This is a genomic window from Mesorhizobium hunchu, assembly GCF_040081975.1.
GTDB classification, from domain to species: Bacteria; Pseudomonadota; Alphaproteobacteria; order Rhizobiales; family Rhizobiaceae; genus Mesorhizobium; species Mesorhizobium hunchu.
Window position 1 is genome coordinate 210,033 of the sequence record NZ_JBEBMG010000004.1, and the last position, 17,972, is coordinate 228,004.

Annotated in this window: 18 protein-coding genes; 15 read left to right on the forward strand and 3 right to left on the reverse strand. The window is 65.7% G+C overall.

Features of this window, described 5'->3' with window-relative positions; translation table 11 throughout:
* Positions 1-101: 101 nt before the first annotated feature.
* The gene (locus ABMA46_RS09520; RefSeq protein ID WP_348999098.1) at positions 102-2,114 is read right to left on the reverse strand and encodes a lytic transglycosylase domain-containing protein; all 2,013 of its coding nucleotides are present in this window, start codon (positions 2,112-2,114) and stop codon (positions 102-104) included.
* A gap of 244 nt (positions 2,115-2,358) precedes the next feature.
* Between ABMA46_RS09520 and dapA the strand changes: the two genes are divergently transcribed.
* Positions 2,359-3,240 (forward strand): 4-hydroxy-tetrahydrodipicolinate synthase, encoded by an 882-nt coding sequence (gene dapA / locus ABMA46_RS09525; protein ID WP_348999099.1) that lies wholly within the window; start codon positions 2,359-2,361, stop codon positions 3,238-3,240.
* Between the two features lie 25 nt (positions 3,241-3,265).
* The gene (gene smpB, locus ABMA46_RS09530) at positions 3,266-3,745 is read left to right on the forward strand and encodes an SsrA-binding protein SmpB (protein WP_348999100.1); all 480 of its coding nucleotides are present in this window, start codon (positions 3,266-3,268) and stop codon (positions 3,743-3,745) included.
* Positions 3,746-3,756: 11 nt separating this feature from the next.
* On the opposite strand, the gene ABMA46_RS09535 is transcribed toward smpB, so the two are convergent.
* Together ABMA46_RS09535 and ABMA46_RS09540 are read right to left on the reverse strand one after the other, a co-directional pair.
* Positions 3,757-4,416 (reverse strand): uracil-DNA glycosylase, encoded by a 660-nt coding sequence (locus ABMA46_RS09535; protein ID WP_348999101.1) that lies wholly within the window; start codon positions 4,414-4,416, stop codon positions 3,757-3,759.
* 7 nt (positions 4,417-4,423) lie between these two features.
* On the reverse strand, positions 4,424-5,008 hold the full coding sequence (locus ABMA46_RS09540) for a LabA-like NYN domain-containing protein (protein ID WP_348999102.1): 585 nt from the start codon (positions 5,006-5,008) through the stop codon (positions 4,424-4,426).
* Positions 5,009-5,269: 261 nt separating this feature from the next.
* On the opposite strand from ABMA46_RS09540, the gene rpoZ reads away from it, so the two are divergent.
* From rpoZ to ABMA46_RS09605, 13 genes are all read left to right on the forward strand, one after another.
* Entirely contained in the window at positions 5,270-5,671 is a 402-nt protein-coding gene (rpoZ, locus tag ABMA46_RS09545) for a DNA-directed RNA polymerase subunit omega (RefSeq protein WP_348999103.1), read from the forward strand.
* A gap of 108 nt (positions 5,672-5,779) precedes the next feature.
* Positions 5,780-8,017: a RelA/SpoT family protein gene (locus ABMA46_RS09550; protein WP_348999104.1), complete on the forward strand. Its 2,238-nt coding sequence runs from the start codon at positions 5,780-5,782 to the stop codon at positions 8,015-8,017.
* 32 nt (positions 8,018-8,049) lie between these two features.
* Positions 8,050-8,628, forward strand: coding sequence for an orotate phosphoribosyltransferase (gene pyrE, locus ABMA46_RS09555; RefSeq protein WP_348999105.1), 579 nt, complete (start codon positions 8,050-8,052; stop codon positions 8,626-8,628).
* Between the two features lie 82 nt (positions 8,629-8,710).
* Positions 8,711-9,265, forward strand: coding sequence for a DUF2062 domain-containing protein (locus ABMA46_RS09560; RefSeq protein WP_425475720.1), 555 nt, complete (start codon positions 8,711-8,713; stop codon positions 9,263-9,265).
* Entirely contained in the window at positions 9,262-9,675 is a 414-nt protein-coding gene (gene acpS, locus ABMA46_RS09565) for a holo-ACP synthase (RefSeq protein WP_348999107.1), read from the forward strand. Before ABMA46_RS09560 ends, acpS begins: the two co-directional genes overlap by 4 nt.
* A 77-nt stretch (positions 9,676-9,752) precedes the next feature.
* Positions 9,753-10,502 (forward strand): signal peptidase I, encoded by a 750-nt coding sequence (gene lepB, locus ABMA46_RS09570; RefSeq protein ID WP_348999108.1) that lies wholly within the window; start codon positions 9,753-9,755, stop codon positions 10,500-10,502.
* A gap of 8 nt (positions 10,503-10,510) precedes the next feature.
* Positions 10,511-11,227, forward strand: coding sequence for a ribonuclease III (gene rnc / locus ABMA46_RS09575; protein WP_348999283.1), 717 nt, complete (start codon positions 10,511-10,513; stop codon positions 11,225-11,227).
* Complete coding sequence (gene era / locus ABMA46_RS09580; protein WP_348999109.1) at positions 11,224-12,171, forward strand: GTPase Era; 948 nt, start codon at positions 11,224-11,226, stop codon at positions 12,169-12,171. Before rnc ends, era begins: the two co-directional genes overlap by 4 nt.
* Before the next feature lie 14 nt (positions 12,172-12,185).
* On the forward strand, positions 12,186-12,797 hold the full coding sequence (locus tag ABMA46_RS09585) for a hypothetical protein (RefSeq protein ID WP_348999110.1): 612 nt from the start codon (positions 12,186-12,188) through the stop codon (positions 12,795-12,797).
* A gap of 93 nt (positions 12,798-12,890) precedes the next feature.
* The gene (gene recO, locus ABMA46_RS09590; protein WP_348999111.1) at positions 12,891-13,652 is read left to right on the forward strand and encodes a DNA repair protein RecO; all 762 of its coding nucleotides are present in this window, start codon (positions 12,891-12,893) and stop codon (positions 13,650-13,652) included.
* Positions 13,653-13,732: 80 nt separating this feature from the next.
* Complete coding sequence (locus ABMA46_RS09595) at positions 13,733-16,489, forward strand: DUF2339 domain-containing protein (RefSeq protein WP_348999112.1); 2,757 nt, start codon at positions 13,733-13,735, stop codon at positions 16,487-16,489.
* A 105-nt stretch (positions 16,490-16,594) separates the two neighbouring features.
* Entirely contained in the window at positions 16,595-17,113 is a 519-nt protein-coding gene (locus ABMA46_RS09600) for a sigma-70 family RNA polymerase sigma factor (RefSeq protein ID WP_348999113.1), read from the forward strand.
* A complete protein-coding gene (locus tag ABMA46_RS09605; protein WP_348999114.1) occupies positions 17,110-17,901 on the forward strand; it encodes an anti-sigma factor family protein in 792 nt (263 codons plus the stop codon). Before ABMA46_RS09600 ends, ABMA46_RS09605 begins: the two co-directional genes overlap by 4 nt.
* Positions 17,902-17,972 lie beyond the last annotated feature (71 nt).

Below are 17,972 nucleotides of genomic sequence, written 5' to 3' on the forward strand. Positions count from 1 at the left end.
CGGAACATCGGCAAGGTCACGGACTGGATCCCGGATATTCCTTTCTCGCTTCGCTCGAAAGCGAATTCCGGGATGACGGGTCCCAGCCGCGTCGTCGCACCTCATCCGCGCCCGTTGCGAAGGTCACCGACGATGTCGAACCGGCCCGAGATCCGCATCCGGTAGACTTCATAGTTCTCCATCACCCGCTGCACGTAGCTCCTCGTTTCCGTGTAGGGAATCCGTTCGATCCAATCCACGACCGTGTCGATGTCCTTGCCGCGGGGATCGCCGTATTTCTTCACCCATTGGGCGGCCCGGCGCGGCCCGGCGTTGTAGCCGGCGAACGTCAATATATAAGAGCCGTCGAAGCGGTCGAGTTGCTGGCTCAGGAAGGCGGCGCCGAGCGTGGCGTTGTAGCCGGCGTCGCTGGTCAGCCGCGCCTGCGAGAAATCGAGGCCGGCCTTGCTGGCCAGTTGCTTCGCCGTATCGGGCATCAGCTGAAGCAGGCCGAGCGCGCCGACCCGTGAGACCGCGCCTGCGTTGAACTCGCTTTCCTGGCGCGCGATCGCATAGGCGAGCGCCTTGCCGGACCCGGAAATATCGGCGGTTTCGGGAATGGCGCCCAGCGGATGCGACAGTCCGCCGACATCGACGCCGTTGCCGGCCGCGATCTTGGCGGCCTTGAGCGCGAGGAAATGATTGCCCTGCCGTTCCGCCATCGCGGCCAGCAGCGCGACTTCGCCCGGACTGGTCAATTGCCCGGCGAGATCGATATAGAGCGCGTCGGCGTAGCGCTCGTATCCGGCTTCCTGCAGCCGCGAGATCGCGCCGACGGCCTCGCGCGCGCTGAAATTCCGGCGGTCCGCGTCACTCGGCACCGGGTCCGCGAGATCGAGAACGCTGCGGCCGATCCGCTCGCCGGCAAGCTGGCCGTAGAAGGTGGTGCCGTAGGCGGCCGCCCTGGCGAAAAAGTCCTGTGCATCGCCCGGTCCGCCCGCCTCGGCGGCGCGGCCGAGCCAATAATAGGCGCGCGACAGCGAGATCGGTCCCTCTGCGATGGTGGCGATGCGCTGAAAATGCGTTTCGGCCTTTCCCGGGTCCTTGAGCCCGCGCAACGCGTACCAGCCGGCGTGGAATTCGGCGTCCGCCGCGTTTGCGGGGCTTTCGGCGGCATGGGTCGCGACGAGGTCGTAGGCTGCCCGCATATCGCCGACGTCGACGAGTTCGCGTGAGAGCACGCGCCGCTCCACCCACCAGGCGTCGCCGTCGACCAGGACTTCGCGATCCGTCGGCGCTTTCTCGATGACGGCGGCGGCCTCCTGGTATTTGCCCTGCTTGCGCAGGTATTCTGCCCTGGCGAACAGATAGCCGGCGGAGCGCTGCGCGGCCGGCACGGCATCGAGCAGCTTTGCCGCGCCGGGCTCGCCCCGGATCACCGCCGTCCATGCCTTCGCGAGGTCGCCCGCACCGGCCAGCGCGGCGACGAGATTGGCGGAGTTGACCCGATCCGAATAGAACATGCGCTCCATGCGGAAACGATGGTCGGGGGCCGGGATGATGCCGCCGAATTCGGCAATGATCGCCGCCTCGTCGCTGGTCTGAAGCTTCTCGCGACGCCAGAAGGGGACGAGAACCGACCGCGCGGCCTCGATATTGCCGAGCGTCACATAGGTGCGGGCAAGCAGGATCGTGCCTTCCACGGTCAGCGGCTGGCTTCCCTTGAAGGCCATCACCACGGCATCGGGCGAGGGGTTCTCCCGCGCGAGCGCGCGCTCGCTGTTGCGGCGCAACGTCTTGAGGCCCGGCCAGCCGGGCAGTGCCTCGGCGGTCGCCGCGATCTCGGCGCTCGGAACACGGTCGCCGCCGTAGAGCGCGATCGCCCATGCCAGTATATCGTGGTCCAGCGTGCCGGCCGCGAGGCCGTCGCGTTGCCGGCGCGCCGCGTCGATATCCCCGCCGGAGAGGGCATCAAGGCCGCTCTTCAGCCCTGCGACGCCGGTGGCGTCCGTCCGCTCCGGCATGACGATCGCCGCCGTCGGCCGCGCGTCGAGGCCCGCCGCGATCGCCACCCCCGACAGGGAGGCGAGCAGCAGGCAGGCGGCAAGGCGGCGATGCGACCGTTTCGCGGTCATTGATCCGAAAGCTCCGTTCCCGGCTTCGTCAAGCCCGTTTGGGCGGAAAACCCGGATTCTGATCGTAGCTATGGTCGATGAAGGCAGCGTGAACAAAAGGTTAGCGCCGGACTCTCGCTCAAAGCATGGCTCTTCTTGCTCCGAAACGGTGTCGAGACTATGGTGCGCAGCCCCGCCTTGGGCTAGAACCCGGCATCCGGGACAGGCCCGGATCAAGCCGAATTTCATGGAGTAGGATCGAAAAATGCTGAGAGGCTCGCTCACCGCGCTCGTGACGCCGTTCCAGAAGGACGGGCGCTTTGACGAGAAAGCCTTTCGCGCCTTCGTCGAATGGCAATTGGCGGAAGGCACCAAGGGTCTCGTGCCGGTCGGCACGACCGGCGAGTCGCCGACGCTCAGCCACGACGAGCACCGCCATGTCGTCAAGATCTGTGTCGAGGTGGCCAAGGGCCGTGTGCCGGTGGTGGCGGGCGCGGGCTCCAACAACACGGAAGAGGCGATTGGGCTGGCGCAATATGCCGAGAAGGCCGGCGCCGATGCGGCCCTCGTCGTCACTCCTTATTATAACAAGCCGACGCAGCGCGGCCTCTACGAGCATTTCGCCGCCGTCGCCAAGGCGACCAGCCTGCCGATCATCATCTACAACATTCCGCCTCGCTCGGTGATCGACATGAGCCCGGAGACGATGGGCCGCCTCGCGCACGACTTCAAGAACATCGTCGGCGTCAAGGACGCCACCGGCAAGGTGGAGCGGGTCTCGGAACAGCGCATGACTTGCGGCAAGGAGTTCGTCCAGCTTTCGGGCGAGGACGCGTCCGCTCTGGGCTTCAACGCACACGGCGGCGTGGGCTGCATTTCCGTTACTTCGAACGTCGCGCCGCGGCTCTGCGCGGAGTTCCAGGAGGCTACGCTCGCCAACGATCATAAGCGTGCGCTGGAGCTTCAGGACAGGCTGCTGCCGCTGCATAAGGCGATCTTCATCGAGCCCGGCGTCTCCGGCGCGAAATACGCGCTGTCCAGGCTGGGCAAGATCGAGAACGTCACGCGCTCGCCGCTGGTGACGGTCGAGGAGACGACGGCCAAAAAGATCGACGCCGCGATGAAGCATGCCGGCTTGATAAATTGATCGGCAGGCCCTACCTCGGGGCGCCATGAACCAGATCAGGAAAGCCGATCCCAACAACAGGACCGTCGCGGAGAACCGCAAGGCGCGGTTCTCCTACGAAGTGCTCGACACGGTCGAGACCGGGCTGGTGCTCACCGGCACGGAGGTCAAGTCGTTGCGCCAGGGGCAGGCCAACATCCAGGAGTCCTACGCCTCGGTCGAGGGCGGGGAACTGTGGCTGATCAATTCCTACCTGCCGGAATATCTGCAGGGAAACCGCTTCAATCACGAGCCGCGGCGCCGCCGCAAGCTGCTCGTGTCGAAGCGCGAGCGGGCGAAACTGGCGCAGAACGTCGAGCGCGAGGGCATGACGCTGGTGCCGCTGAAGATCTATTTCAACGACAAGGGCCGCGCCAAGCTCCTTCTGGCGATCGCCCGGGGCAAGAAGCTGCACGACAAGCGCGAGACCGAGAAGCAGCGCGACTGGGCGCGCGAGAAGGGGCGGCTGCTCAAACAGGGCAGTTGACGATCTGGCCGTCAGTCACCGTTTCGCAGGAATTTCGCCACTTCGCTGAAGACGTTCGTGAACATCTCTTCCGTCAGCACGCCGGTGTTCGTGTTGTAGCGCGAGCAGTGATAGCTGGAGAACAGCGTCAACCCATCGAAATGATGCCGGCCTGCGTGCTTGAACGGATGCGCGGACAGTCGCTTGCCCAGCGCCCTGACCGTCGATTGATGCGCGATCGCGCCGAGCGTCACGATGGCGCGCAGGTTTGGAAACCGATCGATGGTCGAAATCAGGAACTGCCGGCAGGTGTTGATCTCGGCGGAGGTCGGCTTGTTTTCCGGCGGCACGCAGCGCACCGCGTTGGTGATCGCCGTGCCGACCAGTCGCAGGCTGTCGTCCGGGCGTGCCTCGAACCGGCCGCGCGCGAGGCCGAAGCGGATCAGCGTGGAATAGAGCAGGTCGCCCGCATAGTCGCCGGTGAACGGGCGTCCGGTGCGGTTGGCGCCGCGCAATCCGGGCGCCAGCCCCACGATCAGAAGACGCACGCTTTCCGCGCCTTCGGGCGGGAGAAAGGTCGGCACCGGGGCATTGTGCCACGCCGGCTCCTTTGCGCGCCATTCCTCGCGAAAGGCGACGAGGCGGGGGCAGAGCGGGCAGTCGCGGTCAGGCTCGGCGGAGACAGCCGTCATGGCCGCCTCAATAGTCGTCGTCCTCGTCCGGTTCGGAGGGTTCGGTCCGGCGCATCGGCCTCTCGGAAGGATCGCGGCCGACCTCGGCCTTCAGCGAGGCGAGGTCGATGAAATGATCCGCCTGTCGGCGCAGATCGTCCGAGATCATCGGCGGCTGCGAGGTCATGGTCGAGACGATCGAGACCTTGCGGCCGCGTCGCTGCAGCGCCTCGACCAGCGTGCGGAAGTCACCGTCGCCCGAGAAAAGCACATAGTGGTCGACGGTATCGGCGAGCTCCAGCGCGTCGACGGTCAGCTCGATATCCATGTTGCCCTTGATCTTGCGGCGGCCGGTCGAGTCGGTGAACTCCTTCGCCGGCTTCGTCACTACCTTGAAGCCGTTATAATCCAGCCAGTCGATGAGCGGGCGGATGGATGAGTACTCCTGGTCTTCGACGAGCGCCGTGTAATAATAGGCGCGCAGCAGGTATCCGCGCTTCTGGAAGCTGACGAGCAGCTTGCGGTAGTCGATGTCGAAGCCCAGCGAGCGGGAAGTCGCGTAGAGATTGGCGCCGTCGATGAAAAGAGCGATCTTCTCGCGTGGGTCAAACATGGAAAATATCCTTCGTGGCAATAGCAATGCGGTAAATACGTCCGGCCGGAAGCGTGGTTCCCCAAGAAGAACGCCAGCCGGTTTCTTGCAGATAACGCCCGATTCGCGGCAATCCAAGGGCGTCGTCCCTTGCCGCAAGAAATTGTGATCGTTCGCCGCCGACTGGGGTGGAGAAGGCGCATCGCGCTTGTATTTCGCTGCTGTTCGGAGTATGGAGCGCGCCAGTTTTCCATGAAATCCAGAGCATGAAAGGGGCATTGAATGGCCCGCGTAACCGTTGAAGACTGCATCGACAAGGTCGACAACCGCTTCGAACTCGTGCTGCTGGCCGGCCACCGAGCCCGTCAGATCAGCCAGGGCGGTCAGATCACCGTGCCGCGCGACAACGACAAGAACCCGGTCGTGGCGCTGCGCGAGATCGCCGACGAGACCCTCTCGCCGGGCGACTTGAAGGAAGATCTCATCCACTCGCTGCAGAAGCACGTCGAGGTGGACGAGCCGGAAGCCCCTGAGAGCGAAGCCATCGCCGATCAGGGCGCAGCGCCCGTCGCTGCCGATTCCGACGAGCCGGAAGACAACATCACCTTCGACCGCATGACGGAAGAAGACCTGCTGGCCGGCATCGAGGGCCTGGTTCCGCCCGAGAAGAGCGACGATTACTGATTCCGGTAGGTTGCGGTACTTCCGTGCCGCAGCGTTCATGGTTATTTATCACATGCGTCGCAATACATTGCGGCGCATGTTCTATTTCTGCTGCGTGAGAAACCGCCCATGATGCGTCAGTACGAGCTTGTCGAGCGCGTCCAGCGCTACAAGCCTGACGTGAACGAGGCGCTGCTCAACAAGGCTTACGTCTATGCCATGCAGAAGCATGGCCACCAGAAACGCGCCTCGGGCGACCCCTATTTCTCGCATCCGCTCGAAGTCGCCGCGATCCTCACCGACATGCACATGGACGAGGCCACGATCGCCACGGCCCTGCTGCACGACACGATCGAGGATACAAGCGCTACCCGCCAGGAGATCGACGATCTCTTCGGACCGGAAATGGGCAAGCTGGTCGAGGGACTGACCAAGCTGAAGAAGCTCGACCTCGTCTCCAAGAAGGCTGAGCAGGCGGAAAACCTGCGCAAGCTGCTTCTCGCGATCTCCGAGGACGTCCGCGTTCTCCTGGTCAAGCTCGCCGACAGGCTGCACAACATGCGCACCCTCGACCACATGCGCCAGGACAAGCGCCTGCGCATCGCCGAGGAGACGATGGAGATCTATGCGCCGCTGGCGGGCCGCATGGGCATGCAGGGCATGCGCGAAGAGCTGGAAGATCTCGCCTTCCGCTACATCAATCCCGAAGCCTACCAGATGGTCACGGCGCGGCTGGCCGAGATATTCGAGCGCAACAAGGGCGTGCTGGCCGAGATCGAAAAGGCGCTCGCCAGTCTTTTCGAGAAATACAAGATCCATGCCGAGGTGAAGAGCCGGCAGAAGAAGGCCTGGTCCGTCTTCCGCAAGATGGAAGCCAAGGCGCTGTCCTTCGAGCAGCTTTCCGACATTTTCGGCTTTCGCGTCGTCGTCGACACGATCGAAGACTGCTATCTCGCGCTCGGCGCCATCCATACCACCTGGTCGATGGTGCCGGGACGATTCAAGGACTACATCTCCACGCCCAAGCAGAACGACTATCGTTCGATCCATACCACGATCGTCGGTCCGTCGCGCCAGCGCGTCGAATTGCAGATCCGCACGCACGAGATGAACACGGTGGCCGAATACGGCGTCGCCGCCCATTCCATCTACAAGGACTTCGGCTCCGCCGAGGGTTCCGGAAAGCCTGCCGCGAACGCCATTTCGAAGGATACCAACGCCTATGCCTGGCTGAGGCGCACCATCGAACAACTGGCCGAAGGCGACAGTCCTGAGGATTTCCTGGAGAACACGAAGCTGGAACTGTTCCAGGACCAGGTGTTCTGCTTCACCCCGAAAGGCATGCTCATCGCGCTGCCGCGCGGCGCCACGCCCATCGATTTCGCCTATGCGGTCCATACCGACGTCGGCGACACCACGGTCGGCGCCAAGGTCAACGGCCGTGTCATGCCGCTGATGACCGAACTCAAGAACGGCGACGAGGTGGAGATCATCCGCTCGAAGGCACAGGTGCCGCCGGCGGCCTGGGAATCCATCGTGGTCACCGGCAAGGCGCGCGCGGCGATCCGCCGCGCCACCAAGAACGCCATTCGCAAGCAGTATTCCGGTCTCGGCCTGCGCATCCTGGAACGCGCCTTCGAGCGCAACGGCAAGACCTTCGCCAAGGAGAACCTCAAGCCGGTGCTCCACCGGCTGGCGCGCAAGGACGTGGAGGATGTGCTGACCTCGGTCGGTCGCGGCGAGCTTTCCTCCAACGACGTGCTGAAGGCGGTGTTCCCCGATTACAAGGACGAGCGCGTCACCGCCGCGCCGAAGCAGGAACGCGAGGAGGGCTGGTCGCGCATCCGCAACGCCGCCGGCATGCTCTTCCATATTCCCGGCCGCTCCCGCCGCGACAAGACCCAGCGCCTGGAGGATTCGGCGGTGCCGATCCGCGGCGTGCGCGGCGACCTGCCCGTGCGCTTCGCGCCCGAGGGCGCGGTGCCGGGAGACCGCATCGTCGGCATCATGCAGCCAGGCTCCGGCATCACCGTCTATCCCATCCAGTCGCCGTCGCTGACCGCTTTCGACGACCAGCCCGAACGCTGGATCGACGTGCGCTGGGATATCGACGAGAACAACAAGGAACGGTTCCCCGCCCGGATTTCAGTGACCGCCATCAACGCGCCGGGGTCGCTCGCGGACATCGCGCAGGTGGTGGCGTCGAACGACGCCAATATCCATATGCTGTCCATGGTGCGCACCGCGCCCGACTTCACCGAAATGCTCATCGATCTCGAGGTTTGGGATTTGAAGCATCTCAACCGGCTGCTGTCGCAGCTCAAGGAAAATGCGAGCGTCAGCGACGCCAAGCGTGTAAACGGATGACCGGCAACGACGGCAAGGGGCGGGATACGGGTATGAATACGCAGGAAGTTCTGGACGTCTTCCGCTCGGCGGGCGCCGTGCTGGAAGGCCATTTCATCCTGACGTCCGGCCTGCGCAGCCCGATCTTCCTGCAAAAGGCGCGCGTCTTCATGCACGCCGACAAGACCGAGAAGCTCTGCCGCGCGCTGGCCGAAAAGATCCGCGGCGCCGTCGACAGGCGGATCGACTATGTCGTCGGCCCTGCCATCGGCGGCCTGATCCCCGCCTATGAGACCTCACGCCATCTCGGCGTGCCGGCGATCTGGGTCGAACGCGAGCAGGGCGTCTTCCGCCTTCGCCGTTTCGAGATCGAGAAGGGCGCGCGCGTCGTCATCGTCGAGGACATCGTGACGACCGGCCTGTCCATCCGCGAGACGATCGAATGCCTGCGCGACCTGGGTGCGGAGGTGGTGGCCGCCGCCTGCATCATCGACCGCTCGGCCGGCAAGACCGATGTCGGGGTTCCCCTGATTGCACTCGCCGAATATGAGGTTCCGGCGTATCCTGCGGACAGACTGCCGCCGGAGCTTGCCGCCATACCGCCGGTGAAACCCGGCAGCCGCAATATTTGAAACGATGTCAGCGTAAGGAATTTCGGTCGGCGGGATGCTGTTCAGGCGCAGAAAGACGGAACCGTTTAGCGAGCGCGTGCGCGTGTGGCTTTGGCCGCGCCGTTCGTTTTCGCGCTCGCTGCAATATTTCTCCAAGCGCATCCTGCGCATCAACGCCACGCCCCACGCGGTCGCCGCCGGAGTGGGCGCGGGCGTGTTCGCATCCTTCTTTCCGCTCGGCTCGCATTTCGTCATCGCCGCGATCGTATCCTGGTTGATCGCCGGCAACCTGGTTGCCGGATTGCTGGCATCCGCCGTGGGCGGCAACCCGCTCAGCGTTCCCTTCCTGTGGGGAGCGTCGTGGGAGACGGGCAAGCTCATCCTGCATCGGCATCTGCCTGCGCACGGCACGCCCGCGAATCTCGGCTCCATGATGGAGCACGTTTCCTTCGGCAGGCTGTGGCGGCCTGTCCTTGAGCCGATCGTCGTCGGGGCGGTGCCGCTCGGCATCGTGTTCGGCCTGTTGTTCTACGTGCTGACCCGCTGGGGCATGAGTGCGTTTCGCGAGCAGCGCCGCAGGCGCATCGAGGAACGCAGCGCCAGCCGGCGCGCCGCCGCCCCTCCACAGGGGCACGGTATCGGCACCGCCGCCCGATGATCATCGGCATCGGCTCCGATCTGATCGACATCCGGCGCGTCGAGAAGACGCTCGGGCGCCACGGCGAGCGCTTCATCCGCCGCGTCTATACCGATATCGAGCAGGCGAAATCGGAAGGGCGGGCCGCGCGCGCAGCTTCCTACGCCAAGCGCTTCGCGGCCAAGGAGGCCTGCGCCAAGGCGCTGGGGACCGGCATGGCGCAGGGCGTCTTCTGGCGCGACATGGGTGTCGTCAACCTGCCCGGCGGCAAGCCGACGATGGCCTTGACGGGGGGCGCGGCCGCGCGCCTGGAATCGCTGATGCCGACCGGTTGCAAGGCCGCCATCCATCTCACGATCACGGACGATTATCCGCTTGCTCAAGCCTTTGTGATCATAGAAGCCCTGCCGGCCGCACAAGTGCCGCTTTGATCGGCCCATGCACCGGGCAACGGCGTTGCCCCGCGCGCGTCGAGCCCTTATAGAACCAGACCATCAACGAGGACGACATGAGCGTGGCCGACAAAACCGAAAAGAAGTCCGGGGGGCTTGGCGAAACCGTCAGCGTCATCGTCCAGGCGCTCATCCTCGCGCTGGTCATCCGCACCTTTCTTTTCCAGCCCTTTTCCATTCCGTCCGGCTCGATGCGCCCGACCCTGCTGGAAGGCGACTACCTGTTCGTGACCAAATGGGCCTACGGCTATTCGCGCTACTCGCTGCCCTTCGGGCTCGACCTGTTCTCCGGCCGCATCTGGAGTTCCGAGCCCAAGCGCGGCGACGTGGTGGTGTTCAAGTTCCCGCCGAACCCGTCCATCGACTACATCAAGCGCGTCGTCGGTCTGCCTGGCGATCATATCCAGATGAAGGACGGCCAGCTCTTCATCAACGGCGTCGCCGTGCCGCGCGAGAAGGTCGGCCAGATCGACAATCCCGACGTGACGGAGGTCGACCGCCCGGTCGACGTCTACCGCGAGACGCTGCCGAACGGCGTGTCCTACGACACGCTGGATTTGTCGCCGAACTCCATCGGCGACAACACGCGCGAATTCGTCGTGCCGCCCGGCCATTATTTCATGATGGGCGACAACCGCGACAACTCCAGCGACAGCCGCTTCACGGTCGGTTACGTGCCGGACGAGAACCTCGTCGGCCGCGCCAACATGATCTTCTTCTCCATCGCGAACGAGGCAAGTCCGCTGGAAGTATGGGAGTGGCCCAGTTCGCTGCGCCTGTCGCGCCTGTTCCACTTCATCAATTGACCGGGGCGATGGGTCTGAAGCGCCCCACCGGAGATGAACTGGCGCGCGCTATCGCCGAACGGACAGGCCATGTCTTCTCCGATCTTCGTCTCCTGGAAACCGCGCTGACCCATTCCAGCGCGGTCAGGGCCGTGGCCAACAACGAACGTCTGGAATTCCTCGGCGACCGGGTGCTTGGCCTCATCGTCGCCGACATGCTGTTTCGGCAGTTCCCCGACGCTTCCGAAGGGGAGATCGCGCCGCGTTTCAACGCCCTGGTCGATGCACGGACCTGCGCGCAGGTCGGCGTCGAGCTGGAACTGGACCGCTTCGTGCGCGCGGACGCGGCGTTGAAAGCGCGCATGCGCGGGTCCGGCGGCAATTATCTGGCCGACGCGGTCGAGGCGCTGATCGCGGCGATCTATCTCGACGGCGGACTGGAGGCGGCGCGCGGCTTCGTGCTGCGGCTCTGGCAGCCGCGCATCCATACCGTCGTCGCCAAGCCGCCGAACCCGAAATCCGAGCTGCAGGAATGGGCCGCGCGCATCGGCGATGCCCGTCCCGAATACATCATCGACAGGCGCGAGGGCCCCGACCACGAGCCGGTCTTCACCGTATCCGTGCGTCTTGCCGGCTTCGAGCCGGCCTCCGGCACGGGCGGTTCGCGCCGGTCCGCGGAGGAGGCTGCCGCGTCCGCCATGCTGAGGCGCGAAGGCGTGTGGGAAGCGCAGGAGGGCGCGCCATGACAGCCGAGGATGATGCTTCCGAAACCCCGGTTGCCGTCGCCACCGATTCCGATCCCACGCATTCCGGCTTCGTCGCCCTGATCGGCGCGCCCAACGCCGGCAAGTCCACGCTTGTGAACCGGCTCGTCGGCGCCAAGGTGTCAATCGTCACGCACAAGGTGCAGACGACGCGCGCGCTGGTGCGCGGGGTCGTCACGCATGGCGCGGCGCAGATCGTGTTCGTGGATACGCCCGGCATCTTCAAGCCGCGCCGCAGACTGGATGACGCCATGGTGACGACCGCCTGGGGCGGCGCCAAGGATGCCGATGTCGTGGCGCTCCTGATCGACGCCGAGCGTGGCATCAAAGGGGATGCCGGCGCCATTCTCGATCGCCTGGCCGACGTGCGCCAGCCGAAGCTGTTGCTTCTCAACAAGGTGGACCGGGTCAAGCCGGAGACGCTGCTGGAGCTGACGAAAGTCGCCAACGAGCGCGTTTCCTTCGAGCGCACCTTCATGATCTCCGCGCTGACCGGCTCCGGCTGCAGCGATTTCCTCGACTATCTCGCAAAAACGCTGCCCGTCGGCCCATGGTATTATCCCGAGGACCAGATTTCCGATCTGCCGATGCGCCAGCTCGCCGCCGAGGTGACGCGCGAAAAGCTCTATCTCAGGCTGCATCAGGAACTGCCTTACTCCTCCCATGTCGAGACCGAGAAATGGGAGGAGAAGAAGGACGGCTCGGTCCGCATCGAGCAGGTGATCTATGTCGAGCGCGACAGCCAGAAGAAGATCGTGCTGGGTGAGAAGGGCCGTACGATCAAGGCGATTGGTGAAGCCGCCCGCAAGGAGATCGGCGAGATGATCGAGCAGAAGGTGCATCTCTTCCTGTTCGTGAAGGTGCGCGAGAACTGGGTCAACGATCCCGAGCGCTATCGCGAGATGGGACTGGATTTTCCGGGCTGAGCACGGGGCATGGCTTGATCCCGGACCTCGACGACATCCGCCGGCAGCACGGCTTTCTCTCCATGGCGGACACGGCGGCGCTGATCGGCCGCGGCGTCGTGATGTTCGATCCCTATTCGACGCTGATATCCGAAGACGTCGATCTCGGGGCCGGCGTCGTAATATGGCCGGGCGTGACCCTGGAGCGGCTGGACGCCGGCACGCTGGCGGTGGGCACCGGAACGGTTCTTCATTCCGGCACGCGCATCGTCGCCCGCGGCGGGACGGTCGTCATTGGCCGGCGCGCCGAGATCGGCGAGGAGGGCGGCTTCACCCTCAAGGCGGACAGGCCGGATGTCGTCATCGAGATCGGCGACGAGGCGCGGCTGCTGGGCGGCGGCTCGGCTGTACTGAACAACGTCATCGGTCGGGGCGCGCAGGTTCTCGGACCGATCCGCATGCAGGAATGCCGGCTTGAAGACGGCGGCAGCCACGTCGAGCCTGACCCCGACCGGCGTGGCGGTGTGCTCAAGGGCGCGGGTGTGGCGCGCGGGCTTTCCGTGCCACGGGGTGGCGTCATTCAAGCGTTCGGGACGTTCGAGGCGGGTGCGCTGCGCCGACAGGTGGAGTTCCATCCGAAGCGCTGAAGGCGGCAGATACGAATTCCCTGATCGCCGGGAAGCGCCGCACGGATCGCCCAGCTCCTTGATTTCGCCGTCGAAGCCGTCAAAGCTCCCTTCATGGAGTGGCGCGACGAGGGAATCATCCTTGGCACCCGCAGGCATGGCGAAAGCAGCGTCATCCTGGAGGCCATGACGCGCGGTCACGGCCGGCACATGGGGCTGGTGCGCGGCGGCCGTTCCCGCAAGCAACAGCCGGTGCTGCAGCCGGGCAATCGGGTCGATCTGGTCTGGCGCGCGCGCCTCGACGAGCACCTCGGCATCTTCCAGGCAGAGGCGCTGGAGATGAATGCGGCGCGGCTGATGGACAGCGCGCTCGCCGTACATGCGCTTCAGCTTCTGGCCGCGCACCTGCGCCTTTTGCCTGAGCGCGATCCGCATGGCGGCCTGTTCGAGACGCTGTGCGTGATGATCCCGCATCTGGAGGATGCCGGCGCCGCCGGCGAACTGGTCGCCCGGTTCGAACTGCTGGTGCTCGACGAGCTCGGTTTCGGCCTCGACCTGTCGCGTTGCGCCGCGACCGGCCAAAGCCACGACCTTATCTACGTCTCGCCGAAATCCGGCAACGCCGTTTCGCGCGAGGCTGGCGAACCCTGGCGCGACCGGATGCTGGCGCTGCCGGCTTTTCTCAGGCGTGGCTCCGGCCTGCGCGGCGATGCCGTTGCGGTGGAGGACGCCTTCCGCCTCACGGGCTTCTTCTTTTCGCGTCATGTCTACGAGCCGCGCGGCATCGAGGAGCCGGACGCGCGCGGGGCCTTCCTTGCGGCATTGCGCAAACATCGTATATCGGTCGCTTCGGCCCCGGGGGAAACGGCCGCGTAGGGGAAACGCGCGCCGTCATGATGTCGCGTGCAATAGCGGGAACCGTCGCCTGACGATCGCCCGCGGTTGAGGGAACCTCCATGTTCGACAGCCTGTTCGGCCTTGCCGTCATCATCGTGCTGCTTGTCTATCTGTCGCGCCAGCAGAAGCGCCTCACTCTCATCGAGCGCGAGGTCGCGGCCTTGCGCGGCATGGTCCTGTCGGGCAAGCCGCACGCCAAGGCGGCTGTTGAGGTCGAGACCGCGGAAGGCGGTGCGCCTGTCGAAAAGCAGGCCGAAGCAACGGCCGATGCCGTGAATGCCCGCGACGAAACCGAACCGCCGTCCAGGGCAGAGATCGAAGAAATCCCGGCCGTTCCGGCAATGGCGCAGGCGGCGGCTTCCCCAATGGCTGAAATAGAGGCGGCCGAAACCGGAGCGGACGAGCCCGGGCGCGCAGGGGCTGAAACGCCGGCAAGAAAACCCGACATCGAAACCGCCCTCGGGACGCGCTGGGCGGTCTGGGTCGGCGGGGTCGCGCTGGCGCTCGGCGGTCTCTTCCTTGTCCGCTACACGATCGAATCCGGCCTGTTCGGTCCGCATGTGCGGCTGGTCATGGCCGCGGCCTTCGGCCTTCTCCTCGTCGGCGGCGGCGAATTCGTCCGCCGTACCGGCTTCAAGGTGCCCGTAGAGGGCATCGCCGGGGCTTATATCCCTGCGATTTTGACGGCGGCGGGCGCCTTCACGCTGTTCGGCACGGTCTATGCGGCCCACGCCGTCTACGGCTTCATCGGACCGGCGGCGGCGTTCGTGCTTCTTGGCGCGATTGCCGTGGCAACGGTAGCGGCGGCACTCGTCCACGGTCTGGCGCTGGCCGGCATCGGCCTGCTCGGCGCGCTGGCGACGCCGCTGCTGATCGAATCGCAGTCGCACAACGAATGGGCCTTGTTCGGCTATCTCGCCATCGTGCTGGCCGCCACCGGCGTCATCGCCCGCATCCGCTGTTGGTCCTTCCTGATGGCGGCGGCCTTCTTCGGAACCGGCCTGTGGGCGCTGTTCTATCTCGGCGTCGCCCTCGTGCCGGATTACCGGATCGTGCTTTTCATCGGGCTGGCCATGCTCGCCGTCCTCGTCTTCGCTTGGCTCCGGCGCGGCGGGGAAGGGGAAGACCCGGCCGGCATGGATTGGCCGTCCGCCGTTCCCGCCGTCTTCGTCGGCCTGCTCGCCTGCGCCCTTGCACTGGACCCCTATCTTGCCACGGGCAACGGGACGGCGCGCGCCGCAATCCTCGTGCTGGCGATGCTGGCCGCCGCTATCTACCGTATCCGCGCTCTGCCGCTGCTTCACGCGGCCGGCCTTGCGACGGTACTGATCTTCCTCAATGCGCTGCCGGCCGGCACGGACTGGCTTGATTTCCCGCCGGCGGGCATTCCTCTCGACGGCCTGCTGATGGCCCCGTCGCGCCCTCCGCTGGCCTGGGTCGGCGTGCTGCTCGGCCTCGTCTTCGCCTGCGCCGGGTTCTGGTCCGCGCGCCGCCTCCTCACTTGGCCGCGCAAATCCGCGTCGTGGGCGGGCTGGGGCGTGGCCGTTCCGCTGTTCGTGCTGGCAACGCTCTGGGTCGCCTTCGGTAACATCGACGTCGATCTTGCCCATGCGGCCGTCGCGCTGCTGCTGGCCGTTGTCTTCGCCGCGGCAGGCGAATGGATTTCCCGCGGCGAGACGCCTGCGCCGAAAGGCGGGCCAGCTGTTTCCGCCGTTCTCATCGGTTCCGGGCTGGCGCTCATCCTGGCGCTGCACATGGCCTTCGGCTCCGGCATGACGACGGTATTGGCCGGCGCGGCCGCAATCCTGCCCGCGCTGGCGACGCGGCGGCGCTCCTGGCCGGTGCTCGGCTGGCTGTCGGTCGGCTTCATGATCGCGGTGATCGCCCGCGTCGTCTACGATCCGACGATCGTCGGCGCCGCGTTCCTGTCGCGCACGCCGGTGTTCAACTGGCTGCTGCCGGGCTACGGCATCCCGGCGCTCGCCTTCGCCTTTTCCGCTTGGCAACTGGCCTGCACCACCGGGGGCAGGCCGCGCCTGGCGATGGAAGCGGGCGCGGCGTTGTTCGCCCTGCTGACGGTCGCCATGCTGGTGCGCCATGCCATGCACGGCGGCGTCATCGACGCGGGGACGCTCACCCTTTCCGAACAGGCGATCTACACGCTTCTGGCGCTCGGCTTCGCCGCAATCCTGATCGCCATCGACAGCCGCTCGCCGAGCGCGGTCATGCGCTACGGCTCGCTCGGGATCGGCGTGGTGTCGGCGCTGGTCATCGTCGGCAATCATTTCCTGTGGCTCAATCCGCTGTTCACGGATGAATCGACAGGATCGATCCCCGTCTTCAACCTGCTGTTCCTGGCCTATCTGCTGCCGGCGGTCGCTGCGGGCGGGCTGGCTTTCTATGCGCGCGGCAAGAGGCCACGCTGGTATTCCTCCATGCTGGCACTCATGGCCGCGCTGCTCGCCTTCGCCTATGCGACGCTCTCGGTCCGCCGGCTTTTCAAGGGCGAGTTCATCGGCCTGTGGAGCGGTCTCGGCCAGTTCGAGACATACAGCTACTCCGCGCTCTGGCTGGCGCTCGGCGTCGTCATTCTCGTGCTTGGTGTGATGCTGGCCTCCCAGGTTCTGCGCATCGCCTCCGCCGCCCTGATCGCCGCCGCCGTGCTCAAGGTCTTCCTGTTCGACATGTCCGAGCTCGAAGGTGTGTTGCGGGCGCTGTCCTTCATCGGCCTCGGCGCGGTGCTGATCGGCATCGGCCTGTTCTACCAGCGCCTGTTGGGCAGGGCACGACCGCGCGAGGCCGTGCAGTCGTCGTGACGTGACGGCTGTCGGGAATATTGATGCCTTCCCGGTCGTTCGCACCATATCCGGCCGGTCGTGGATCGGATGGCACGAGCGTCGAGGTCGCCTCAGGGCAACGACATGGATGACAGAAAGACGGCCATCCTGGCCGAGATACCGAGGCTGCGGCGCTATGCGCGCTCGCTGCTGCGCGATCGCGATTCCGCCGACGATCTCGTCCAGGATTGCCTCGAACGCGCATTGACCCGGCTGGACAACTGGCAGCGCGACGAGAGCCCCCGGAGATGGCTTTTCACCGTCATGCACCATCTCTTCGTCGACCGGATGCGCCGGCAGGCGCGCCGGAACGAGACGGCGGTGCTTTCGCTCGACAATGACGAGGCGCTTTCGGTGCCCGCCACGCAGGCGGAGAACGTGGCTTCGCGCGAGATTATCGATGCGCTGCAATCGATCAGCCCGGAACGACGCGCGGCGCTCGTCACCGTCGCCATCGAGGGGTTTTCCTATGCCGAGGCCGCCAGCATCCTCGGAATACCGGCGGGCACCTTGATGTCGCGTATCGCGCGCGGGCGAGAGGAATTGCGCGCGCTGCTTGACGATACGGCGCGACGGCGGGTGATCAGGATTGTCGAGAAATGACCAGGCGAGATTTTTCCGAACGGGACATCCATCTGGCGCTCGACGGCGAACTGCCGCCGGACGAGCGCGAGGCCTTCGACGAGTGGCTGGCTGAAAACCCCGAGATGCAGGCCAGGAACGCGCGCTACGAGGCCGACGGCAGGGTGCTGCGGGATGCGTTTTCGGATGTGCCGGACGAGCCCGTTCCCGCGCGGCTGGCACGGATTCTGGCTGACGACGCCCCGGTCCAGCGGACGCACCGGACTTCGCGCTGGTGGATGGCTGCAGCCGCGGTGCTGCTTCTGGCTGTCGGAGGCGCCGGCGGCTATCTCGCCGGGGCGGACCGCATCGACAGTGACGCGTCCGCGAAGGACCAACTGGCCGAGGAGGCCATCGCCGCCCACGTCATCTACGCGGCGGAAACGCGCCACGCCGTCGATGTGCCTGCCAGCGACAAGGACCATATGGAGGTCTGGCTTTCGAAGCGGATCGGCCTCAAGCTCGTGTCGCCGGACCTTTCCCCGGAAGGTTTTCACCTGGTCGGCGGGCGCCTGCTGCCGGCAGGCGAGAACAGGGCCGCCATGCTGCTCTACGAGGATGGCGGCGGCAACCGCCTGTCCATGTTCATCACCGCCGAGCCCGCTGTCAGCGGCAAGGGAACCTATGCCGAGACCGGCCGCGGGCCGCGCGCCGTCTACTGGCTGGACAAGGGTTACGGCTGCGCCGTCGTCGGCTCGATGCCCGACAAGAGGCTCGACGCCGTAGCCGCCAGCGCCTACCGCCAGCTTGTCGCGGGCATGAGTTTGTAACGGTGGCGACGCGGGCGCAAAGCCCTCTGTACGGCCGGGAAAGCGGTCGTCACAATTCAGCCCAAATCCCG